At 68.9% G+C, this 23,353-nt stretch carries 19 protein-coding genes; 7 read left to right on the top strand and 12 right to left on the bottom strand.

The annotated features are described in order from the left end of the window. Positions 1 to 105: 105 nt before the first annotated feature. Positions 106 to 1,242 (bottom strand): diaminopropionate ammonia-lyase, encoded by a 1,137-nt coding sequence (locus RN743_RS06885; RefSeq protein WP_310778017.1) that lies wholly within the window; start codon positions 1,240 to 1,242, stop codon positions 106 to 108. Between the two features lie 25 nt (positions 1,243 to 1,267). On the opposite strand from RN743_RS06885, the gene RN743_RS06890 reads away from it, so the two are divergent. The 4 genes from RN743_RS06890 to RN743_RS06905 all read left to right on the top strand — a co-directional run bounded on the left by RN743_RS06890 (position 1,268) and on the right by RN743_RS06905 (position 6,301). Continuing rightward, positions 1,268 to 1,642: a VOC family protein gene (locus RN743_RS06890; RefSeq protein ID WP_310778020.1), complete on the top strand. Its 375-nt coding sequence runs from the start codon at positions 1,268 to 1,270 to the stop codon at positions 1,640 to 1,642. Between the two features lie 20 nt (positions 1,643 to 1,662). Beyond that, a complete protein-coding gene (locus RN743_RS06895) occupies positions 1,663 to 2,937 on the top strand; it encodes a hypothetical protein (RefSeq protein WP_310778023.1) in 1,275 nt (424 codons plus the stop codon). 199 nt (positions 2,938 to 3,136) lie between these two features. Beyond that, positions 3,137 to 3,544, top strand: coding sequence for a hypothetical protein (locus RN743_RS06900; protein WP_310778026.1), 408 nt, complete (start codon positions 3,137 to 3,139; stop codon positions 3,542 to 3,544). Positions 3,545 to 3,733: 189 nt separating this feature from the next. Next, a complete protein-coding gene (locus tag RN743_RS06905; RefSeq protein ID WP_310778028.1) occupies positions 3,734 to 6,301 on the top strand; it encodes a DPP IV N-terminal domain-containing protein in 2,568 nt (855 codons plus the stop codon). Between the two features lie 54 nt (positions 6,302 to 6,355). Here RN743_RS06905 and RN743_RS06910 read toward each other — a convergent pair whose 3' ends face one another. From RN743_RS06910 to RN743_RS06920, 3 genes are all read right to left on the bottom strand, one after another. Continuing rightward, the gene (locus RN743_RS06910) at positions 6,356 to 9,109 is read right to left on the bottom strand and encodes a pitrilysin family protein (protein ID WP_310778031.1); all 2,754 of its coding nucleotides are present in this window, start codon (positions 9,107 to 9,109) and stop codon (positions 6,356 to 6,358) included. 83 nt (positions 9,110 to 9,192) lie between these two features. Further along, positions 9,193 to 10,446, bottom strand: coding sequence for an NADP-dependent isocitrate dehydrogenase (icd, locus tag RN743_RS06915; RefSeq protein WP_310778033.1), 1,254 nt, complete (start codon positions 10,444 to 10,446; stop codon positions 9,193 to 9,195). A gap of 222 nt (positions 10,447 to 10,668) precedes the next feature. Further along, complete coding sequence (locus RN743_RS06920; protein WP_310778035.1) at positions 10,669 to 11,691, bottom strand: hypothetical protein; 1,023 nt, start codon at positions 11,689 to 11,691, stop codon at positions 10,669 to 10,671. A 383-nt stretch (positions 11,692 to 12,074) separates the two neighbouring features. Between RN743_RS06920 and RN743_RS06925 the strand changes: the two genes are divergently transcribed. Then, positions 12,075 to 12,347, top strand: a complete 273-nt coding sequence (locus RN743_RS06925) for a hypothetical protein (RefSeq protein ID WP_310778037.1) — start codon at positions 12,075 to 12,077, stop codon at positions 12,345 to 12,347. 30 nt (positions 12,348 to 12,377) lie between these two features. Here the strand turns inward: RN743_RS06925 and RN743_RS06930 are convergent, their stop codons facing one another. Genes RN743_RS06930 through RN743_RS06960 form a run of 7 tightly spaced genes read right to left on the bottom strand, consistent with a single transcriptional unit; the run spans position 12,378 to position 18,931 of the window. After that, positions 12,378 to 13,484, bottom strand: coding sequence for a PDZ domain-containing protein (locus RN743_RS06930; protein WP_310778039.1), 1,107 nt, complete (start codon positions 13,482 to 13,484; stop codon positions 12,378 to 12,380). Next, complete coding sequence (locus tag RN743_RS06935; protein ID WP_310778041.1) at positions 13,481 to 14,179, bottom strand: hypothetical protein; 699 nt, start codon at positions 14,177 to 14,179, stop codon at positions 13,481 to 13,483. The genes RN743_RS06930 and RN743_RS06935 overlap by 4 nt, the downstream gene beginning before the upstream one ends. A 14-nt stretch (positions 14,180 to 14,193) precedes the next feature. Continuing rightward, positions 14,194 to 14,751 carry a sigma-70 family RNA polymerase sigma factor gene (locus tag RN743_RS06940; protein WP_310778043.1) on the bottom strand — a complete coding sequence of 186 codons (558 nt, stop codon included), beginning with the start codon at positions 14,749 to 14,751 and terminating at the stop codon, positions 14,194 to 14,196. 50 nt (positions 14,752 to 14,801) lie between these two features. Then, on the bottom strand, positions 14,802 to 15,689 hold the full coding sequence (locus RN743_RS06945) for a phosphatase PAP2 family protein (protein WP_310778045.1): 888 nt from the start codon (positions 15,687 to 15,689) through the stop codon (positions 14,802 to 14,804). Continuing rightward, positions 15,686 to 16,639 carry an NAD-dependent epimerase/dehydratase family protein gene (locus tag RN743_RS06950; protein WP_310778047.1) on the bottom strand — a complete coding sequence of 318 codons (954 nt, stop codon included), beginning with the start codon at positions 16,637 to 16,639 and terminating at the stop codon, positions 15,686 to 15,688. The genes RN743_RS06945 and RN743_RS06950 overlap by 4 nt, the downstream gene beginning before the upstream one ends. Beyond that, entirely contained in the window at positions 16,639 to 17,769 is a 1,131-nt protein-coding gene (locus tag RN743_RS06955; protein ID WP_310778049.1) for a hypothetical protein, read from the bottom strand. The genes RN743_RS06950 and RN743_RS06955 overlap by 1 nt, the downstream gene beginning before the upstream one ends. A 16-nt stretch (positions 17,770 to 17,785) precedes the next feature. Then, complete coding sequence (locus tag RN743_RS06960) at positions 17,786 to 18,931, bottom strand: aminotransferase class I/II-fold pyridoxal phosphate-dependent enzyme (RefSeq protein WP_310778051.1); 1,146 nt, start codon at positions 18,929 to 18,931, stop codon at positions 17,786 to 17,788. 195 nt (positions 18,932 to 19,126) lie between these two features. On the opposite strand from RN743_RS06960, the gene RN743_RS06965 reads away from it, so the two are divergent. After that, entirely contained in the window at positions 19,127 to 20,599 is a 1,473-nt protein-coding gene (locus RN743_RS06965) for an FAD-dependent oxidoreductase (RefSeq protein WP_310778053.1), read from the top strand. A 40-nt stretch (positions 20,600 to 20,639) separates the two neighbouring features. Here the strand turns inward: RN743_RS06965 and fdhD are convergent, their stop codons facing one another. Continuing rightward, positions 20,640 to 21,476, bottom strand: coding sequence for a formate dehydrogenase accessory sulfurtransferase FdhD (gene fdhD, locus RN743_RS06970; RefSeq protein ID WP_310778055.1), 837 nt, complete (start codon positions 21,474 to 21,476; stop codon positions 20,640 to 20,642). A 118-nt stretch (positions 21,477 to 21,594) separates the two neighbouring features. On the opposite strand from fdhD, the gene RN743_RS06975 reads away from it, so the two are divergent. Then, positions 21,595 to 23,259, top strand: coding sequence for an NADH-ubiquinone oxidoreductase-F iron-sulfur binding region domain-containing protein (locus RN743_RS06975; protein ID WP_310778057.1), 1,665 nt, complete (start codon positions 21,595 to 21,597; stop codon positions 23,257 to 23,259). Positions 23,260 to 23,353: the final 94 nt, after the last annotated feature.

Below are 23,353 nucleotides of genomic sequence, written 5' to 3' on the forward strand. Positions count from 1 at the left end.
CGGGTTGAGGGCGTCCAAGGCGCCGTGACGGCGGGCGCGCGCGATCCGATGATCGGCGTGATCGACTATACGGCGGAGGCGGGCGGCGGCAAGCGGCCCGGGTGGTCAGTCGAAACGCTGTTCGGTGACGATCGCGCCGACCCGCGAGGAAGCGTCGAGGCCGAGGAGCCGGCGCAGGGCGGGGAGGCGGGCCAGGGCAAGGAGCGCTCCTGCGCCGGCGGCGCCGGACGGGCCCGCGATGATGCGGGCGCCCAGCCGACCGGACGCGAGCGCCTCGGCGCCGGTGGCCCATACGGGCTCGGGGAGCGCGACCGCCGCGTCGAGCAGTGGCGCCAGGTAGTCCCAGGCGATCGTCGACGCGACGCCGGCGGCGAGACCGCCCATCGCGGTGCGGAACGGCGGTTCCGCGATGCTCGCCCGACCGAGCCGCAGGCTCCGGCCGAAGCAGTCGGCCCGCCACGGCTCGACGGCGATGAAGCGCGGCCGCTCCTCGCCGCACCTCTGCGCGAAGTGGCCGCACACGCCGGTCGCGAGGCCGCCGACGCCCGCCTGCACGAAGAGGTGCGTGAGCGGCGCCGAGCCTGCCGCGGCAAGGTCGTCCAGCATCTCCGCGGCGAGGAGCGTGTAGCCCGCCATGATGCGCCGGGGCGTCTCCTCGTAGCCTTCGTACGCCGTGTCGGAGACGACGACCCAGCCGTTCCGCGCGGCCTCCCGGTCGGTGTGCCCGACCACGCCGTCGTACTCGCCGGGTACGCGGACCACCGTCGCTCCGTGTCCCTCGATCGCGTGGGCCCGAGCGGGGATCGCGTCGTCAGGAAGGAAGATCACGCAGCGGCAGCCGAACTCGGCGCTTCCCCATGCGACGGATCGGCCGTGGTTCCCCGCGGAGGCGGTCGTGACCGTGATCTCCGCCGCCAGCGGATGCCCTGCCCGCAACTCCGCCGCCGTAGGCCGGGCTCCGCTCCGGCGCTCGATCTCGTCCTGAAGCGCGCGCAGGACCGCGAACGCCCCGCCGAGCGCCTTGAACGAGCCGAGCCCGAAGCGCGGCGATTCATCCTTGACCCGGACCGACTCCACCCCCAGCAACGCGGCGAGCCCCGGCAGTGTTACCATCGGCGTCGCGTCGTACCCATGCCAGTTGCGAATCACCTCCCGAGCGGCCGCGGTCTCGGACGGGTCGAGGATCCCTTCCGACGCCCCGCGCCGCAGTTGCGGTGAGCGGAGGGAAAGGCGGAGCGCCATGGCGCCCTCAACCCGGAGCGAACTCTTGGACCTCGGGCTGTTCTCGATCAGTCTCACGATAAAGGACCTCGCCGCCTCGAAGGCGTTCTACGAGAAGCTCGGTTTCGTACAGACGGGCGGTGACGCCGAGGCAAACTACCTGATCATGAAGAACGGCGAGACGGTGATCGGCCTCTTCCACGGCATGTTCGAGAAGAACATCCTCACCTTCAATCCGGGGCTCACGCTCGAGGGCAAACCCATGGAGTCGTGGACGGACGTCCGGGAGCTCGAACGGACGCTGCGCGAACGTGGCGTGGAGATCACGCATGGCACGGAGGAGGCGGGCGATTCCGGGCCCGCACACGTCGTCCTCGAGGACCCCGACGGCAACCCGATCCTCATCGACCAGTTCTTCTAACCGCTCAGGGAATTGCTCGCGTGAAACTCTCCGCCTGTCTCGCTGCCGCGGCCTGCCTGGTGGCCGTACCCCTGCCCGCGCAGGAGGTGACGCCCATCGCCAACGGCAACGGCGCGCTTCGCGTCTTCTTCGACTGTGACGGCGGCCGCGGGATGTGCGACTTCGACTTCTACCGGCGCGAGATCCCGTACGTGAACTACACGCGCGACCGCGAGGACGCCCAGGTCCACGTCCTCATGTCCTCGGAGAGTACGGGCAGCGGGGGCCAGCGCTTCACGCTCGACTTCATCGGGCGGGAGGAGTTCGCCGACGTCACGGATCGGCTCGAAGTCGTGACGCCGCCCAACCTCGCGTTGGAGCAGCGGCTGACGGACGTCGCCGGGACGCTTGAACTGGGACTGCTGCGCTACATCGCCCGCACCGACCAGGCCTCCAGCATCGATATCCGCTACGACGGAGCCGAGGACGGCGAGATCGCGGCCAGACCCGAGGATGACCCGTGGAATTTCTGGACCTTCCGGCTGCGGGCGAACGCCGATCTCGAGGTGGATGAGCGCACCGAAGAGTACGAACTCGAGACCGGCTTCTCGGCCGACCGGGTCACGGACGCCCTGAAGCTCGAGTTCTCCGTCGACGCGAGCTACAACCGGCGCTTGTTCGAGACCTCCGACACGACGTCCGTCACGAGTGTCCGGGAGAGCTGGGAAGCCGAGGGACTCAGCGTATGGAGCCTGTCGGATCACTGGTCGGCGGGGGCCGCGTACGAGGTGGGGCACTCCAGCTTCGCGAACGAAGACGTACAACTCCGGGTGGGGCCGGCCCTGGAGTACAACATCTTTCCCTACTCCGAGTCGACCCGGAGGCAGTTCAATTTTCTCTACACGATCGGCGTCCGGTATCACAACTACATCGAACAGACGGTTTTCCTCAAGGAAGAGGAGACGCTTCCCCACCACCGCTTCAGCGTCCGGCTCAGCGTCCGCCAGCCGTGGGGCGAATCGTACGGGTTTCTGACCTTCTCCCAGTTCCTCCACGATCCGTCGAAGAACCGGTTCACGGCCTTCGCGGGGGCCGATTTCCGGATCTTCCGCGGCCTGTCGCTACGGCTGAACGCGAACTATTCCCGCATCCGCGACCAGCTCAACGTGCCATCCGGCGACGCCACCACCGAGGAGGTCCTCCTCCGCCAGCGCGTCCTGCAGAGCGGCTTCGAGTACGGCGTGTCGGTGGGGTTCTCCTACACGTTCGGGTCGATCTACTCCAACGTCGTCAACCCCCGGCTGGACCGCTTCTAGCACACACCACCCAACCGGGAGAGCGGGGCGGCCGGTCTTCCCGGTCGGGTCCGGTCTTGCCGGCCGGGCATCAATTCCTATGCTTCAAGGCAGGGTGGCCGCCGCCCGGTGAGCCTCTTGCGCGCGCCGCGCGCGTCTGCCCGCGGGAGGAAGGGACGTGTGCGGGGGGGCTTCACCACCTTCAGGCGGAGGGAATGCCATGAACACGAAGTGCCTCATCGCCTCGATCGCCGGCGCCGTCGTCCTTTTTGTGGGCGGCTACGTCCTGTACGAACTGCTCCTGGGTGGCTTCTTCGAAGCCAACATGGGCTCAGCCACCGGTGTCATTAAGGAGTCTCCCGATTTCCTCTGGATCGTCGTCGGCCAGCTCGCGGCCGGCGGAGTGCTCGCGACCGCCCTGGGCTGGAAGGGCGCGACGGATGTCGCGGGCGGCGCCCAGGCGGGCGCCAAGCTCGGCGCCCTCATTGCCGCGGCCTTCGGGTTCGTGGCGCTGGGCGCGATGAACACCTCGACCCTCACCTCGGTCGTCGTCGACGTCGTCGTCACGGCCGTACTGTGGGGCGCCGCCGGCGCAGTCGTCGGCATGATGCTCGGACGCGGCGATTAGCAACGACGCCAGTTCGCTGACCGACCAGGCTTGACCCCTTTCGGCGGGGGTTCGGTCGCCCGGACCGGCTCCCGCCGATCGGGTGCGCCTCCGCGCCCCGCGGGGCGGCCATCTGGACAGGCCGCCCCGACCTCCTTCACGTTCTCCGTCTCTCATCTCGTTCCGATCACGACAGCCACGAGTCTTGCCATGAACTCCGCAACCCGTGCCGGTTCACGCCTTTTCCTCCCGCTGGCGGCCGCAGTGCTGCTCGCCGCGCCGCTCGCCGCCCAGGAAACGGGCGACGGCCCGGCGAACTACCGCCTCGCGGCGCGCTTCGCGCCGTACAAGATCCAGGACCTCGTCTACTCGACCTCGGTCGATCCGCAGTGGATCGAGGGCTCCGAGTCGTTCTGGTACGAATGGGAGACCTCGGACGGCTCCTTCTACTACATCGTGGACCCGGTGGCGGGGACGAAGCGGCAGATCTTCGACAACCACCGGATCGCGGCCGAGCTGACCCGCATCACGCGCGATCCGTGGGACGGCCAGCACCTCCCGATCCGCGCGATCAAGTTCATCGACGCGAACACGCTCCAGTTCGAGGTCGAGTCCTCGCAGGACGAGGAGGAGGACGAGACCGAGTCCGGGATGGAGGAACTGGACGAGGAGGAGGAAGAAGGAGAACGGCAGCGCCGGCGAGCCAGGAAGAAGGTGTTCCACTTCGAGTACGACGTGAACACGCGGGTGCTGCGCGAACTCGAGGACTGGGAAGCGCCCGACAACCACCCGTCCTGGGCCAGCGTGTCGCCGGACGGACAGACGGTGATCTTCGCGCGTCACTACAACCTCCACATGATGAGCGGGGACGACTACCAGCGATTCCTCGAGGCGCGGCGCGGGAAGAGCGGTGACGAGGCGGACGAAGCGGAGGAGGGGATCGAGGTCGAGGAGACGCAGCTCACGACGGACGGAGTGGAGCACTACAGCTACGCGGTGTTCGAGCGGGGGGACACGGACATCGAGCGTGAGGAGAGCGCGGACGAGCGGAAGCGGGTGTCGGTCTCGTGGTCCCATGACTCCCGCCGCTTCTCGCTGATCCGCCGCGACCGGCGCGAGGTGGGGAACCTCTGGGTCATCCACATGGTCGGCAACAAGCGGCCCGAGCTCGAGTCCTACAAGTACGACATGCCGGGCGAGGAGACGGTGAGCCAGCCCGAGCTTCTCATCTACGACCTCCAAGACCGGAGCATGGTCGAGGTCGCGATGCCGGAGGCATGGAAGGACCACCGCCTCTTCACGACGTCCGCGCGCCAGTTCCGCTATCCGGACAGCGAGGAACCGTTCCGCTCGCTCTGGCTCTCTCCGACATCGGACGAGCTCCATTTCGTGAGGCAGAGCCGCAATCAGCACCGCGTCGACGTGCTGGTGGCGGACGCGGCGACCGGCGCCGCGCGCGTGCTGTTCGAGGAGCGGCTCAACACCTACGTGGAGTTCCAGCGGCTCGAACTTCTCGAGTCGGGCGACATGCTGTGGTGGTCGGAGCGGGACGGCTGGGCCCACCTCTACCGGTTCGGGCCGGACGGAACGCTGCGCAACCGCCTCACCGAGGGTCCGTGGTCGGTGCGCCAGGTGGTCGGGATCGATGAGGCGGCCGGTGTGGTCTACTTCCAGGCCAATGCGCGCGAGGAGGGCGAGGATCCCTACTACCAGCACCTGTACCGGGTGAACCTCGACGGCTCCGGGCTCACGCTCCTCAACCCCGGGGATTTCGACCACCGGGCCGAGATGGGGGAGTCGAACCGCTTCTTCGTCAGCAACTATTCGCGCGTCAACACCACGCCGGCTTCCGCGCTCCACGCCGCCAACGGCCGCCGGATCATGGACCTCGAGACCGCCGACTTCTCGAAGCTGGAGGAGGCGGGGTACGGATTCCCCGAGCCCTACACGGTGAAGGCGGACGACGGGGTGACCGACCTGTACGGCGTGATCTACAAGCCGTTCGACTTCGATCCGGAGAAGACGTACCCGATCGTCGCCTACGTGTACCCCGGGCCGCAGACGGAGGCCGTGGCGAAGGCGTTCTCGACGGCGCGCTACGAGACGGCGTTGGCCCAGTTCGGGATGATCGTGATCACGGTGGGGAACCGCGGCGGCCACCCGGCGCGCTCGAAGTGGTATCACAACTACGGGTACGGGAACCTCCGCGACTACGGGCTGGCGGACAAGAAGACCGCGATCGAGCAACTCGCGGACCGGCACGACTTCATCGACATCGACCGCGTGGGCATCTACGGGCACTCCGGGGGCGGGTTCATGTCGACGGCGGCGATGCTCGTCTACCCGGATTTCTTCAAGGTCGCGGTCTCATCCTCCGGGAACCACAACAACGACGTCTACAACCAGAACTGGTCCGAGAAGCACCACGGCGTGCGTGAGGTCGTGGACGACAGCGGGAACGTGACGTTCGAGTACGAGATCGAGCGCAACTCGGACCTCGCCGCGAACCTGAAGGGGCACCTGCTGCTCACGACGGGGGACATCGACAACAACGTCCACCACGCCGGCACGCACCGCATGGCGGAGGCGCTGATCCGGGCCAACAAGCGCTTCGACTACTTCGTCTTCCCCGGCCAGCGGCACGGCTACGGGGACATGAGCGACTACTGGTTCTGGCTGCGCGCGGAGTACTTCGTGAAGCACCTCCTGGGCGATACGCGCTGGAGCGTCGACATGACGCAGTTGAACGTCGAACGGGAGCAGACGGGCGGCCGCTGATCCGGCCGCCCGCCGCTCCCCCCTGCCCGGCCCGGGAGGCCGGCAGCCTGATGGCTAGGGGACGAGCTTGTTGGCGAAGTCGCCGCCCCGGATGATCGTCAGCCTCGTCGGGTCGATGTGGCGCCGCATCGCGGCCACGACGTCGCCCGCGGTCAGCCCCTCGATCACGGCCTCCTGCTCCGCGTCGAAGGAGAGCGGCCGGTCGAGGAACATTGCGTTCGCCAGCATGATCGCGATGACCGCGTCGTTCGCGCGGCCGTTCTGCTGCTGGTCCAGGTAGCCCCGCTTGGCGGCCTCGAACTCCTCCTCCGAGAAACCGTCCGCGAGGGTGGTCTCCAGAACCTCCTCGAACGAGGCGACCACCTTGTCCGCGTTCTCGGGGGCGAAGATAGCGAAGGCCGCGAACTGCGCGTTGTCGTCGATCGGCGGCGCGCCATAGTTCGACCCCACGCCGTACGACAGGCCTTCCTCCCCCCGGATCCTGCTGAACAGCCGCGAATTCATGCCGCCGCCCAGGATGTGGTTACCGAGGAGCAGCGCCGGATAGTCGGGGTGATCGTCGCGCATCTGAATCGCGAGTCCGGCGAACATCATGGCGTTCGCCTTGTCCGGCGTCTCGATGTCGAGGGCGACCGCGGGCACCTCACGGTACTGCGCCGGCACACGCACGTACGGTTCGCTCGCCGTCCAGTCGCCGAACAGTTCCTCGATCAGCGGGCGAATTTCCGCAGGATCGAAGTCGCCGACCACGGACATGGTGCCGCCGTGGGCTCCGTAGAAGCCCTCCCAGAAGGCGCGCGCCTCGTCCACCGTCGCGGCTTCGAGGCGCTCGATCTGCTCCTCGAAGGTCGGTGAGTAGCGGGGATGGTCCGCCGTATAGTCGCCGAAGTGACGCTGGAAGGCCTGCACGACCAGGGCCTGCGGTTCCGACATCTGCGATTCGATGCCGGCGAGCCGCTCTTCGCGGAGCAACTCGAACTCGGCCGCGTCGAAGGCCGGCTCCTGGAGGATCTCCGCACCCAGGCGCAGCACCGCCGGCAGGTTCTCCCTGACCGTCGTGAACGACCCGCCGCCGGAGAGAGCACTCCCGCTGACCCCGCCCTGGGCCTTGAGCCGGTCCAGTTCGTCGGAGATCTCCTGGCGCGAGCGGTTCGCCGTCCCGCGCATCAACATCGAACCCGCGAGGGAGCCGGCGGTCGCCTTCCCCATGAGGGCGCTCTCCGTGCCGTATCGCAGCGTGAAGCGCACGCTGACGGCGTCACCGCGGTTCTCCTTCGGGAGAAAGGCGACCCTGAGCCCATTGGGCAGTTCGAACCGCTCCGCCCGGGCCTCGATGTTCTCGATCGTGGGCTCGAAAGCCTCGCCCTCGGCCACCGCCTCCCGCCCCGTGTACGAAGCCACCAGCGCAGCGACGTCGGGGGGCGCGGGGATTTCGGCGCGGGCCGGCGTCTCATCCGCCGGGTAGAAGTACCCGATGGTCCGATTCGACGGCTTGAGGTAGGCCTGCGCGACCTGGTGGACCGCGTCGGGCGTCACCCGCTCCAGGCGGTCCCGGTGCAGGAAGAAGAGGCGCCAGTCGCCCATCGATGCCCACTCGCTGAGCTGAAGGGCGATCCCCTGGGGATTGTTGAACGAGAGTTCGATGCGCGAGAGAAAGTCCGTCTTCGCCCTGTCGACCTCCTCCTCCGTGGGAGGATCTTCGGTGAGCGCCTGGATCGTGGCGAGCATGACGTCGGCGGCTTCGTCGAGCGAGTCGCCCTCGCGCACCTCCGTGCCGGCGAACAGGATGCCCGGCTCGCGCAACTGGAAGTTGCCGGCGAACGCGTTCGCGGCCAGGCCCGGCTCGACGAGCGCCTGGTAGAGCCGTCCGGCGGGACGCGCGGAGAGGATGTGCGTCATCACGTCGACGGCGGCGAAGTGCTCGTGCGAGCCCGGCGGCATGTGATAGGCCGCCATCGCGAACTGGACATCGCCGACGCGCCGCAGGGTGACGGTGCGCTCGCCGTCCTGCGCGGGCTCGGCCGTGTACGTCTCGAACAGCTGGTTCGCCCCCGTGCGATCCGGCCGCGGGAGGGGACCGAACTTCTCGGCCACGAGTTCGAGCGCCCGGTCCGGATCGAAGCGCCCGGCGACGACCAGGATCGCGTTGTCCGGCTGGTAGTACTTCCGGTAGAACGCCTGCAGCCGGTCGATGGGCACGTTTTCGATGTCCGCGCGCGCGCCGATCGTGGAGTTGCCGTAGTTGTGCCAGTCGTAGGCGGCGGACAGGACTCGCTTCTGGAGCACGCCCTGCGGGCTGTTCTCACCCGCCTCCCACTCGTTCCGGACGACGGTCATCTCGGAATCGAGATCCTCCTGGGCGATGAACGAGTTCACCATGCGGTCGGCTTCGAGGCCGAGCGCCCACTCGAGGTTGTCGTCGCTGGCCGGAAACGTCTCGAAGTAGTTCGTGCGGTCGAACCACGTCGTGCCGTTCGGGAAGGCGCCCCGCTCGTCCAGTTCCTTCGGGATGTCCGGGTGGTTCGGAGTCCCCTTGAACACCAGGTGCTCGAGGAGGTGGGCCATGCCCGTTTCGCCGTACCCTTCGTGTCTCGAGCCGACGAGGTAGGTGATGTTCACCGTGATGCGCTGGTTGCTCTGGTCGGGGAAGAGCAGGAAACGCAGCCCGTTCTCGAGCCGATACTCCGTAATCCCCTCGACGCTGGCGACCTCGGTGACGCCGGCGGGAAGCTGGGCCTCGACCGTAACCGGTACGGCCAGCGCGGACGCGAATCCCGCCACTGCCGCGAAGATGCCTGTCTTTCTCATCTCTTTCTCCATCGGATACAACGACTGCCGGGACCGGACCTCCCGATCCCCGATCTCCCGGCGAACGACGGGTGCCGGGTCTGTCACATGTTGTCGATCATGGCCTGACCGAACTCGCTGCACTTGAGGAGCGTCGCGCCTTCCATCAGGCGCTCGAAGTCGTACGTCACACGCTTCTCGCTTATGGTCGCGCTCAGGGAGGATACGATAAGGTCGGCGGCTTCGTTCCACCCCAGGTGCCGCAGCATCATCTCCCCGGACAGGATGACGGATCCCGGGTTCACCTTGTCCTGCCCCGCGTACTTCGGCGCGGTGCCGTGCGTCGCCTCGAAGATCGCGTGGCCCGTCTCGTAGTTGATGTTCGCGCCGGGGGCGATGCCGATCCCCCCCACCTGCGCGGCGAGCGCGTCCGAGATGTAGTCTCCGTTCAGGTTCATCGTCGCGATCACGTCGTACTCCGAGGGGCGCGTGAGGATCTGCTGCAGGAACGCGTCGGCGATCACGTCCTTGAGGACGATCCCGTCCGAGGTCTCGCACCAGGGGCCGCCGCCGAACTCGCGCGCCCCGAACTCGTCCTTCGCGAGTTCGTAGCCCCAGTCGCGGAAGCCGCCCTCGGTGAACTTCATGATGTTCCCCTTGTGGACGAGGGTAACGCTCCCACAACCCCGGTCGCGCGCGTATCGGATCGCGGCGCGCACGAGCCGCTGCGTCCCTTCCCGCGAGATCGGCTTCACCCCGAAGGAACTGGTCTCCGGGAAACGGATCGTCGACACGCCCATCTCGTCGTGCAGGAAGGCGCGCAGGCGGCGGGCCTCCTCGCTCCCGGCCTCCCACTCGATGCCGGCGTAGATGTCCTCGGTGTTCTCGCGGAAGATCGTCATGTCCACGAGGTCCGGCTGGCGAACCGGCGACGGGACGCCCTCGAACCAGCGTACCGGCCGAACGCACGCGAACAGGTCGAGTTGCTGGCGCAGCGCCACGTTGAGCGACCGGATCCCTCCGCCCACAGGCGTCGTGAGGGGGCCCTTGATCGCGACGCGGTGATGCCGGATGGCGCGGAGGGTGTCAGCGGGGAGCCAGTCCCCGGTACGATCGAACGCCTTCTGGCCCGCGAGCACCTCGAACCACTCGATCCGCCGCTCATCGCCGTAGGCCTTCTCGACGGCCGCTTCGAAGACCGCGCTCGCGGCCCGCCAGATGTCGGGGCCGATCCCATCGCCTTCGATGAAAGGGATGATCGGACGGTCGGGCACGCCGAGGCGGTCGCCGGCCATGCGGATCGCTTCCCCGCCGGATGGCGGGCGCAGGTTGTCATATGCGGGAGATGCGTCGGACATGGGGTTTCTCGAACGGTTTCAGGGTCCTTCGCCCGCCGGGGGACCGGTGGGCGGCGGGAGGGGAGAGTACGCCCGCCCTTCACCGATGACAAACCATGCGGTTCGTATACAGACGCATGTACTGTATACGAACCGGGCGCGTTCGAGACCTCACGTGAAATCTCACGGCAGCGCCGCACGGGAGCCGAACGGGGCGGCTCCCGTACGATACCGCGTTGCCGGTCAGTGACTTATGGGTACGACCTGAAGACCCAGCACGAAGGTCAGGTCGGTTTCGAGCTGTGGACCCTCGAGGTCGCGAACGAGGGGCAGGAGCACTTCGCCCGCGACCCGAAAGGCCTTCGCCTGGGGAATATACAGGTTGAAGCTCACGCCCCCCTCGACCACGGTGCCCGCGCGGAGGTCGGTGCGGGCCGTGGGGACCATCTGCGGGTTCACGCTGGGCGCGGCGTCCATTCCGTCGATGTTCCCGGTCCGGGTCGCAACGAGCCGCAGGCCGACCGCAACGTTGCGCCCCAGCGCCCGCGCCCACCAGGCGGTCCCCTGCACCTTGTCGCCGAGCGCCCAGTCGCGGTCGTTCCTGCCGGTGCGCATCACGGCGTTCCCCTGGGCGCCCCAGGACCAGTCGCCGGCCTGGCCCAGCCACGTGAGGCCGGGGCGCAGGTCGAGCGTACCGGACCCGATCTGCATCGGGTAGGGGAGCTGCACTTCCATCCCCTGACTGATGGGCAGGACGCCCCTCTCCTCGATCGACCCGGTCGGCAGGCCGACCACGGCGTTCAGGTGGAGCGACTGGTTCGCCCAGTCGGCCAGGCCGATCATCGCGCCCACCTTGACGTCGCCCATGCCGCTGGATTCGGTCGTGAACGATCCGCCATGGCGCGTGATATGGTCCATCGAACTCGACACGAAGGGGAGCATGGCCATGAACGTGATGCGATCGGACGGCGCGAACATGGCCCCGAACATGTGCATCGTCATGGGCATGCGGGTCGGCGTGATCATGAACCCCCCGCCCGGGGAAACGATGTCCGCATCGGCGATGGGATCCGTGCCGATACGGCTCCCCTCCATGGTCATCGTCATGTAGCGGTAGGAGAGCATCACCTCGCCCGCCTCGTGGCGGTGGTCGCCCATGACTCCGATGGGGGCGTGGCTGTCCGCGCGCGAGGCGTTCCACTGCGCGGCGACGGGTGCGGCAAGGGCCAGCAGCGCGAATGCGCCGAGTATCGTGCTTTTCTTCAAGGTTCGACTCCTCGTTCGACAGGGAATGCGCCGCCGATCGATGCACGCGGCCAACGGGCGCCGCGATCGATTCGGCAACGGGCACGAGCGCGCGCGGCGGCCTTCGCGGCCGACGCGGTTCACGCCCTGGACGACTTGTAGCAGCTAGCGTCGAGGAGTCAGGCGGGGGGTGGTTGAGCGAACGGTCTGAGATAGGCGGTCGGGTCGGGGGCCGGCCTGGAGTCGGGTCGCTCTCTGCGCGGTGATCGGCTTTCCGACGTGGGCTGAGCGGCCCGTACGGCGGACGCCACGTGTGCCGGACCGGAGCAGGTGAGGCAGATGCCGAGGCAGTCGCAGGGTCCGTCCGAATGGGGATGCGCCGGCGCGGCGCCCGAGCCTTCGGCGTGAGCGGACTCCGCGTGGCGGTCCGCCCGGCCGGCCTCCGCATGCGTCCCGTGGTCCGCATGCATCCCGTGGTGCGCGGCGGCCTGGGTCGTCCCCGACTCGTCACCGTGCGCCGCTTGATGCTTCGGACAGGGCTGAACGACCGCGCCCGGGCCGATCCCGAGGAGGAAGGCCGCGATGACGGCGTACGTATCCATTCGGACGCGTACTCGCCCTCTACCCACGATGCGGCTCCGCTGTCCCGGACGGTTTCGAGCCATGCGGAAACCTAATGTGGCGCCGCGGAGATTCGCGAGCCGGAGTCAGCGCCGGGGCCAGACTCCGCTTATCTCTTCGCTCCCCCGAACCCATACCACCCCGAGACCCTCGTTCCCTTCCGATTCCAGCGCGGCGACGAGATCCTCGACATCGCGTATCGGCCGGCCGCCCGCTCTCACGAGGAGATCTCCCGGCCCGAGCCCGAGCCGGTCGGTGACCGTCCCCCCGGCGACCCGGAGCACGAGGAGGCCGTCGAGGCCGGGCCGGTCGGAAAAGTCGCGCACGGGCTCGAACTCGGCCCCGGCGAACGTGCGCTGGAAGCGGACGGCGAGTTCCGTTTCCTCCAGTGCCAGTTGGGCGATGCGAATCGCGCGGCGCCGGAACTCCGCCGGCGAGAGGCGGGCCCGCACCGCCCCGACGCGCTCCAGCGCGCCCGCGAAGTTGCGATACGCCGATTCCGATTCCCGCTGCAGATCGCTCAGCACTTCCCGGCGGACGGCCGGCAACTCCGAGACCGGCCGGTCGCGCACCGGAAGCACGTTGAGACGACCGTCGACGACCCGCACGGCGGAGGGTTCCACGGCGACGCCGACATCCTCCGTATTGCGGACGGTGAGCGCGAAGCCGGGGCGGTCGCCCTCCGCCGGATCCGTCAGCCAGAGGACGAACGTGTTCCGCTGCGGAGTACCGGCGGTCGCCACCACCGTCCGGCGGCCCACCATCGGAACAGCGTCCGCGTCCGGCGGCCGGACGTCGGGAATGATCTCGAAGGTATGGCGCAATCCGTCCCGGTTCACTTCCAGTCGAACGGGAACGCTCGCTCGGATGGACGCGAGCCGGTCGGGCAGGTTGGCCAGAGTGAGTTCCACGCCGTCCATCGCCGCGAGCCGGTCGCCGGCGCGGAGCCCCGCGCGCTCCGCCGGACCGTCTTCCTGCATCTCGCGAATCCGGAGGACAAGCGTGCAGTTCTTCCAGTCTTCCGAAGTCTCCCAGCCGCAGTTGAAGCGTTCCTCGACCCGCACCCCGATCCAGCCAGCGGATTCCGCCGTCCCGGCCTCCTGCGCGGCGGCGACGAGGGCGGCGAACGGCAGGGCGGCCAGGGCGAGGGACGAAGCCAGCGGCGTGCGCGGCCGCGCGAGGAGCCGGGTCACCAGGTTCGCGTCCCGCGCGCGCGGCCCAGGTCCTCCGCGAGCCGATCGCGCGTCTCCACGAGTTCCAGCAGATAGGCGCTGGCGAACGGATCGTCGGGACTCGTCTCGAGGCCGTCGCGCAGTGCCCGAATATACCCCTCCAGCGTCGCCAGCCTCTGCGCCATCTCCAGGGGATCCCGCTCCTCCGGCCCGCCTGCAGAAGCGGGGTTCACCCCTCCCTCTCCGACCTGTCTGAGCGGCGACCGCAGCGATTCCATCCGGTTGAGCCCGTCCACGAGGGCGCGACCGTCGTCGGTGGAGACGACGGCCGGGAGATCCGCGAGATCCGCGGCCGACGAGTTCGCGGACGGCCCGCCCGTGAACTGGAGGCCGGCGACCACGCCGCCGGCGAACAAGACGAGCGCGGCGGCGGCCTGGAGCGGTCCCCGGACGAAGAGACGGCCGGCGAAGCCTCCTCCGGTCCGGCGGACGCCGGCACGCGTCTCGCCGGTATCGAGCGCGGCTTCGATGGCGGCCCACTGTCCGGCCGGCGCCTTCTCATCCGGAAGCGCGGACAGCGCCATGCGCATCCGGCTCAACCTCTCGAACTCCGCCTGGCAGTCCCTGCACGTCTCGAGGTGGGCCCGGCAGTCCCGGTCCGCCCACGGCTCGTCGAGCAGCGCCGAGATTCGCTCGGCATCCATGTGGTTCGCCATCTCTTCCAACCCTCTCAGAGGCGCGCTTCGCCCCGCGCACCGCCGTCCCCGGAATCCTCCGGAGCGATGAGCTTCCGCATGCGCGCCCGCGCCTTGTGCAACTGCGACTTCGAGGTGCCGGGCGAACACCCCAGAGCCTCGGCGATGTCGTTGTGCGTCCACCCTTCCACGTCGTGCAGCACGAGGACCCTCCGGTACCCCGGCGGCAACTGGTCCAGCGCCTTCGTCAAAACCCGCCGCGTCACGATCACGTCGTCGTGCGCCCGCACGACGCGCGGAAGCTCGGCGGCGGATTCCACCGGACGCCGCTTCGACGACCGGCGCAGCCGGTTGAGCGCCACGTTCGTCGCCAACCGGTAGAGCCACGTGCCGAAGGCCGCGTCACCCCGGAAGAGGTGGAGCTTCTCGAACGCGCGGATCCACGCTTCCTGGGAGAGGTCCTCCGCGAGGTGATCGTCGCCGACGAGGCGGCGGATCACGGTGTAGACGCGCCGCGCGTGGAGTTCGTACAACTCCCCCATCGCGGATCGCTCTCCCGCCTTGGCACAGGCGATCAGGTCGCGTTCTTCCACGTCATCCCTCTGAAGGTCACCTTCCGGATCCACCGCTTCTGATGCGCGGTTCAACCCGCGGGTTGCCCGCCTTCGGCAGCCCGGGCGCCGCGGGCCCCGGCGTCGGCCGCGCGCAGTACGGCGCAGACCAGCAGCCCGAGCAGGATGCCCGCGAGGGCGTCGACCGCATAGTGGAAGCGACCGTAGACCGTCCCCGCAGTCAACGCGAGTTCCGGGATGAGGAGGAGCCAGAACCAGCGCCGATCCTCGCGCCCGGCGGCCAGGACCCCGGCCAGGGAGGCGGCGATGTGGGAACTGGGGAAGGCCGTGCCCTTCGACGAGCCGGCCTCCAGGATCCCGTGCACGATCCCGAACAGCGTCCCCTCGCCGATCTCGCCGCCGATCTGCGCGAACTCGTATCGGGGACCGGCGACCGGGAAGAACATGAAGATGAGATAGGAGACGAAGAAGGCGGCGGCCACGGCGAGGGCGGTGCGCTGCATGGCCTCGAGCCCCCGCGTCGCGAACACGCCCAGGATGGCGGCGGGGATGATGGCGTAGTAGGCGAAGTAGCCCAGGTGCAACACCTCGGAGAAGGGGAGCCAGGGGAGCGACGCGCTGAGGCCGATGCTCGGCTGTCCGCCGAACAAGGCGGCATCCCACGCCTGCACTGTCGCGTCGAAGTACCGCTGCGTGAGAAAGCGGTTGAGGACCGCGAGTTCCGCATACAGGAGGGGCGTGAGCAGCACCGCGTACGCCCCCCTCGCGATCGCGGCGACGCCGGCGCGGGGGCGCCAGGCCGCAAGTCGCGTGATCCCGAAGACGGCGATCGCGTGGGCCGCCGCGATGCCTGCGCCGGACAGGCCGCCGAACGCCACCGCAATGAGGCCCGTGCAACCGAAGTAGCCGATGGCGACGCGATCGACGGGCAGGAGCCCTCCGCCGCGGCCGCCGCTCACAGCCAGCCCTTTCGGCGATACCACTCGGCGGTGCGCGCGAGCCCGTCTTCGATGCCGACCCTCGGACGCCAGGGGTCGAGAACCCTTCGGCTCGACTCGATGTCGCATGTCCAGGCGTACACGGACAGATCCCGCGCCTGTCGCCGGTCGAAGGCGGGGGCCTTCCCCGTCAGGCGGGCGGCGGGTTCCGACAGGGCCCCGGCGGCGAGAAAGAGCGCGGGCGGCAGCCGCAGCACGCGCCCCGGGCGGTCCACGGCGGCCATCAGCGCGCGCGCCAGCGCGCCCCAGGAATGGCGTTCCGCCCCGGCGATGGGGAGCGGGAGCGGCGCCGGCTCCGCGTCGAGGGCGGCGAGGACGGCCGAGACGACATCGGCGACGTACACCGGCTGCAGGGGTGCGTGGCTGCGCGGAATCACGGTCCAACCTCGCGCCGCCAGCCGGAAGAGCGGCAACAGGTCGGCGTCGCGCGGGCCGTAGACGCCCCCCGGCCTGAGCACGGCGACCTCCATCGACCCGGGGACGGAGGCGAGCGCCGCCTCCGCTTCGGCTTTCGACCGACCGTACGGGCTCACGGGTCCGGCCGCGCCATCCGGACCGCGGGCGGCGAGGCTGCTGATGAAGACGAACCGCCGGACTCCCGCTTCCGCCGCCGCGTCCGCGAGCCTCCGCGTGCCGACCGCGTTCACGGCCATGAACTCCGACTCGTTACGCGCCCGCGTGAGGGCGCCGCAATGCACGACGGCGGCGCAACCCGCGAGTGCCGCGGCCGCTCCTGGTCCGCCCTCCACCCCGAGGTCGAGTTCGGTCTTCCTCAACTCGAGGCGATCGAGCCGCCGCGTGTCGCTCGTTCGCCGCACGCTCGCGGTGACCCGGTGGCCGGCCGCGACGAGGGTCTCGGCGAGATGGCCGCCGAGGAACCCGCTTCCCCCCGTCAGGAAGACCGATGCCACTAAAGGGCCGCTTCGTACAGCCGGTAGGTCCGGTAGATCCTGCCGCCGAGACGCTCGATGGCCTGGTTCATCTTCTGGTTGTCCTCGAGGATCCACGACTGTTCGGCGGACGTCATCCCTGCGGCGATCCCCTTTCTGAACAGCCAGAGGTAGAGGAGGACATCGACGGCCTTTCCGCGCCACTCCTCGGCAAGCCCCAGGATGATCACGCGCATGCACGTGATTCTCCGCCTGTAGATGAGCGCCTTCAGAATCCCGAAGGGGAAGAGTCGGCCGTTCATCCGGCGCAGCACCTGGTTGAAGTCGGGGAGGGCAAGGGCGAAGCCGGCGGTCTCGCCCTCCGGCGTCTCGGCGAAGAGCGCGAGTTCGGGGTCGAGTATGGGCTTGAGTTCGGCCGCCATGTGATCCATCTCGGCCTCGGTCATGGGGACGAAACCCCAGTTCTTCTCCCACGCCGCGTTGTACAGGCGCTGGACGCGGCCGAGTTCTTCGTCGAAGCGCGACATGTCCAGAGTCTTGATCCGGATGCCGTACCTGCGGGTCGCGACCTTTTCGGCGCGGAAGAGGTGCGGCGGCCAGTCGCCCTTCTTCATGAGCCAGGCGAAGAGATCCTTGACCTTCCGCAGCCCCGCGGCCTCCAGCAGCGCGGGATAGTACGGGGGGTTGTAGGCCATGAGGACGACGGGCGGCCCGGGATCTCCGTCGATGAGCAGGCCGCAGGTCTCGTTGGTCGAGAAGCTCGTGGGACCCCGCATCGCGGTAAGGCCGCGTTCCCGCAGCCAGGCCCGGACCGCGTCGAGCAGCGCCCCGGCCACCTCCGGGTCGTCTACGGACTCGAACCAGCCGAAGAATCCGACGGACTCGTCGTGCGTCCGCTCGTGGTTCCGGTTCCGGATCGCGCAGATTCGGCCCACGGCCCGGCCGTCGCGCAACGCGAGGTAGGGCTGGATTTCCGAGTGCAGGTGGAACGGGTGTTTCGTCGGATCGAAGGCCGCCCGTACGTCTCGCCTGAGCGGGGGCACCCAGTCGGGATCGCCCCGGTAGATGGACCACGGCAGGTCGATGAAGCGCTTGAGATCGGCGCGGCTCTCGACGGGGACGACGCGCACGGAGGAGGCAAGACTCGTCATGGTGGGAGGCGCCGGTTCAGACGACGCCGAGCTCCTTCCCCACGCGCTCCACCTGTTCGAGCACGAAGTCGAGGTCGTCGTCCGAGTGCGTGGCCATGTAGCTCGTGCGCAGGCGGCAGCTCCCCTCGGGAACCGCGGGGGGGACGACCGGGTTCGTGAAGACGCCCGCTTCGAACAGGGCCCGCCAGAACACGAAGGTCTTCTCCATGGGCCCGATGAGAATGGGGACGATCGGGGTCTCGGTCGGCCCGATGTCGAACCCGATCGACTTGAAGCCCTCCATCATCCTGTGCGTGTTCTTCCAGAGCTGCTCCCGGCGCTCCGGCTCCTCGCGGATGATTTCGAGCGCCTTCAGCACGGTGGCGGCGGAGGCGGGAGGCATGCTCGCGCTGAACATGAGGGCGCGGGCGTTGTGCTGGAGGTAGTCGATGACGTCGGCGCGGCCCGCCACGAAGCCGCCGATCGAGGCGAAGGACTTGGAGAACGTGCCGAGGATCAGGTCCACCTCATCGGTGAGCCCCCAGTGCTCGGCGGTCCCGGCCCCGGTCTCGCCCAGCACGCCCACGGCATGCGCGTCGTCCACCAGGATGGCCGCGTCGTACTCTCGCCTCAGTTCGACCAGCGTGGGCAGATCGGCGATGTCGCCTTCCATGCTGTACACGCCGTCCACCGCGATGAGCTTGCCGCGCGAGGGCCCCTCGGCCTCGAGCATGCGGCGCAGCGTCGCGAAGTCGTTGTGGTTGAAGCGGCGCGTGCGGCCGAGCCCCAGGCGTACGCCATCCTGCAGGCTGGCGTGGTCCAGCTTGTCGATGTAGACCGTGTCCGCGCGACCGATCAACGCGCCCAGCGTGCCCAGATTCGTCTGGTAGCCGGTTGAGAACACGAGCGCGGCCTCCATGCCGGTGAAGTCGGCGAGTTCGGCCTCGAGTTGCTCATGGAGATCGAGGTTGCCGTTGAGGAAGCGGCTGCCCGTATTGCCGCTGCCGAACTTGTCGAGGGCCTCGCGGGCCGCCTCGAGGACCCGCGGATCGTGCGTGAGTCCCATGTAGTTGTTGGAGCCCACCATGATCTTGCGGGCGCCGTCGATGACGACCCACGTGTCGTGAGAGGCCTCGATGGGCATGAAGTACGGGTAGAGACCGGACTCGCGGAGGTTGTGCACGGTCGCTAGTTCACGACACTTGGCAAGGATCGAAGGCGGCTGGACGCGGCTTTTCATTGAGCCCGACCGGGACACCGCAGCTTGAGATGTAGGTTTCTGCACGAATCGAAGCTAAGCGCGAATCGGGACGCCCGGCAAGAAAAAACGGCCCTGGCGGCTCGGTGAAATCGATGACCTTCCATGGGGAGGAGCAACGTGGTTCGAGACCGGACGTTCGACATCGTCGCCATCGGCGGAGGGACCGCGGGTCTCGTGACGGCGGCCGGCAGCGTGGGGCTGGGTGCGAGCGTGGCCCTGATCGAGCGCGACCGGCTTGGAGGCGACTGTCTGTGGACGGGATGCGTGCCTTCCAAGGCGCTCATCGGCTCGGCCCGGGTGGCGCGGCACGTTCGCGACGCGGGCTCGTTCGGCCTCGGGATCCCGCGGCAGGAGATCGAAGCCACCGGCGTACTCTCGAGCGTCCGCGATGTCCGCGCGCAGATCGAGCCGCACGACGATCCGGAGCGTTTCCGCGCCATGGGCGTCGACGTGGTCGAGGGGGCGGCGCGCTTCGTTTCTCCGCATGAAGTGGAGGTGGACGGCCGGCGCCTCCGCGCGCGGCGCTTCGTGATCGCCACCGGCTCCAGAGCCGCGGTGCCCCCGATCCCGGGACTCGAGGAGGCGGGCTACTTCACGCACGCCGAGGCGTTCGACCGGGACACGATCCCCTCTTCGCTCGCGGTGGTCGGCGGCGGGCCGATCGGCGTCGAACTCGCCCAGGCGTATCGCCGTCTCGGGGCCGAGGTCACGGTCGTCGAACTGCTCGACCGGCTCATGGTGCGCGAGGAGCCCGAACTCGCCGACCTGCTGACGAGCCGGCTGCGGGAAGAGGGTATCCGTATCCGGACGGGCCGGATCGTGACGCGTGTCGACCGCATGGGAGACCGGCGGCGCGTCACGATCGCGCCCCCCGCGGTCGCGGAGCAGGGAGGGAGCGCGGACGAGCGGGTCGAGACATTCGAAGTCGACGAGGTCCTCGTCGCGGCGGGACGGGCGCCCAACACGCAGGAGCTGGGACTGGACGCCGCGGGGGTCGAGACAGACGGAGGCTGGGTCACCGTCGACTCCAGACTCCGCACCTCCCGCAAACACATCTTCGCGGCCGGCGATGTGACCGGCGGGTTCCTGTTCACGCACGTCGCCGACCACGAAGCGCGCACGGTGGTCCAGAACGCGCTTTTTCCGGTCCGCGCAAATATCGACTACAGCGTGATCCCCTGGTGCACCTACACCGACCCCGAACTCGCGCACGTCGGCCTCACGGAAGCCGAGGCGCGCGACCGGCACGGGGACTCGGTGTCCGCCCACGTCTACGACATCGCGAACCTCGACCGGGCGATCGCCGAGCGCGCCGCCATGGGCCGGGTGAAGATCGTCGTGGGAAAGGGGGGCCGGATTCTCGGCGGACACATCCTGGCGCCCGACGCGGGGACGATGATCGCGGAGATCTCGCTCGCCATGAAGGCGGGGGTGAAGCTCGGGACGCTCGCGTCGCTGGTCCATCCGTACCCGACGATGAGCGAGGGCGTGAAGCGTACCGCCGACGCGTACCGCCGGTCGACGCTGACGGGATGGAGGAAGTCGGCCGTCGACCTCGCGCTCCGGATCGGGCGCGCGCTGCCGCCCTGAGAATCGGCCCCCCGCGGGAGGGGGCAGCGGGTCCGGGTCCTCAGCCGACGCGGTGACGCCCGGTGTAGATGTTGAATCCCGTCGGCTTCGCGAAGCCGATCAGCGTCATCCCGAACTCTTCGGCCACGTCGACGGCGAGGCTCGAGGGGGCGCCCACGGCGGCGACGATCGGGATTCCGGCGGCGAGCGCCTTCTGCATGATCTCGAAGGAAGCCCGGCCGCTCACGGCCAGCACCGTATCGCCCAGGGGCAGGGCTTCGTGGAGGAATCGGTCGCCGATCACCTTGTCGAGCGCGTTGTGGCGTCCGATGTCTTCGCGCAGGAGACGCAGTTCACCCGCCGTGTCGAACAGGCCGGCCGCGTGCAGCCCGCCCGTCCGCTCGAACACCGGCTGGCGGCGGCGAAGCGCTCCCGGGAGGGTGCGCACGACCTCGGCCGCGACGGTCGGACCCTCGGCCGGCACCGGAGCGCAGCCGCGAATCTCGATCGCCTCGAGGGAGGCTTTGCCGCAGACGCCGCAACTCGATGTCGTATAGAAGTTGCGGGTCAGCTCCGCCGGGTCGAAGCGGGCCGTCTCGCTCAGGTGCGCCGTGACGATGTTGTATTCCTGCGGCTCCACGTCGACGCAGTACCGCAGGTCGGCGATATCCGACCGCTGTCCCAGAAGCCCCTCCGAGAAGAGGAACCCGGCCGTGAGGTCGAAGTCGTCCCCGGGCGTGCGCATCGTCACGGCCACCTGGTGCTCGCCTCCGCCCGCGGGCGCGATCCGGATCTCGAGCGGCTCTTCGACCGCGACGGCGTCGCGCCGCCTTCGGCTCGTGGATTCGGACACGCGCTCGATGTCGATGCGGGCGGTGTTCCTTCGGGGCGTAATCATGGGCCGAAATTACGTTGTCGACCGCCTGGTGTAGCAAGCGCTCCGTCGACCGTCGCGCCTGCCGTCGAGGCGGCACGGTCGTTTGCCGCTATTCGCGTCTGCGGGTAACTATGACGGCATGAACACGCCCTCGGACGGGGAACTCCTCGCGAAATGGCGGGAGGAGCCCGCTCCTCTGCTCCCCCTGCTGCACGAGTTCCACGAGAGGGACGGACACCTCTCGGAGAACGCCCTGCGCGCCATCTCCGACGACCTGCGGATCCCGATCGCGGACCTCTTCGGTACGGTGACGTTCTACCACCATTTCTCACGGGATCCCGGAGGGTATGCGCACGCCCGCATCTGCACGGGACCCATCTGTGCCTTGCAGGGGGCCGACGAACTGCTGGCCGCGATGCCGAACGCGCATGCGATGCCCTGCCCGGGGCGTTGCGACGAGCCGATTCCGGTCCTCGACCGGGACCGCGTCCTCTGCGGAACCACGGTCGCGGAACTCGTTTCCCGACCCTCTCCTCTCCCTCCCGCTCCACACCCGGACATCGAGGAATGCGTCTTCGCGCACATCCGGACTCCCGGACGCGCGACGTTCGCGGGCTATCGGGCGACGGGCGGGTATTCGGGTCTCGACAAGGCCCTCCGCGGGCGGCCCGGCGCGCTGCTCGATGCCATCGACGCGAGCGGCCTCGCCGGGCGTGGCGGCGCCGGCTTCCCCACCGGACGGAAGTGGCGGGCGGTGGCCGAGGCCGCCGGGGAGCCGAAGACCATCGTGTGCAACGCCGACGAGGGGGAGCCGGGCTGCTTCAAGGACCGGGCGCTGATGGACTACGACCCGCACGCGGTGATCGAAGGGATGATCGCCGCCGGCTTCGCGACGGGCGCCACGCGGGGGTTCATCTACCTTCGCTACGAGTACCCGGATACGATGCGCATCCTGGAGACGGCCCTCGAAGAAGCCCGCGGCGCCGGGCTGCTGGGGCCCGACGCCCTGGGGCCCGGACAACCGTTCGACCTTTGGGTGCGCCGCGGCGCGGGCGCCTACATCTGCGGCGAGGAGACGTCTCTTCTCAACAGCCTGGAGGGCAAGCATCCGTTCCCGCGCAACCGGCCGCCCTTCCCGGTGACGCACGGGTACGAGGACCTTCCCACGGTCGTGAACAACGTCGAAACGCTGGCCTCCGTGCCTCATATCCTCGTGCACGGCGCCGACTGGTACCGCGGGCTCGGGATCGGCGACCACGCGGGCACGAAGGTGATCTCGCTCTCCGGGGACATCACGCGCCCCGGCAACTACGAAGTACCGATGGGCTTCCCCCTGCTGACGCTGATCGACGACTGCGCCGGCGGCGTGCCGGGCGGACGGAAGATCCAGGCGGTGACGATGGCGGGGCTCTCGGGCGGCTTCCTGGCCGGCGAGGCGCTCGACGTCACGCTGGACGAACCCGACATCCGCTCGAAGGGGTCTTTCCTGGGTGCGGGCGGCATCATGGTGTTCGACGACTCGCGGGACATGATCGCGGTCGCGCATTCCGCCATGGAGTTCTTCGCCGAGGAATCCTGCGGCAAGTGCTTCCCCTGCCGCATCGGCACGCAGCGCCTGACGGAGCGCCTGCACGGCGACGGCCCGCCCGACATCGGCGCCTGGATCGACGAGGTGCACGATCTGGGCGACACGATGATGCAGACGAGCGCCTGCGGCCTCGGGCAGGCGGCCCCCCTCATCACGGAGAGCCTGATCCGCTACTTCCCGGATCGCGTCTCCCGGCACGTCACCGAATCTCGCTAACCGCCCGTTGGGAGGGCGCCCGGATTTGTCGCAGCGGGCGCGCCGCGTCATGTTAGTGGGCCCGGCAGTTTCCAGCGGTGCGGGGTTCTCGCGC

Source organism: Candidatus Palauibacter scopulicola (assembly GCF_947581915.1).
GTDB lineage: Bacteria > Gemmatimonadota > Gemmatimonadetes > Palauibacterales > Palauibacteraceae > Palauibacter > Palauibacter scopulicola.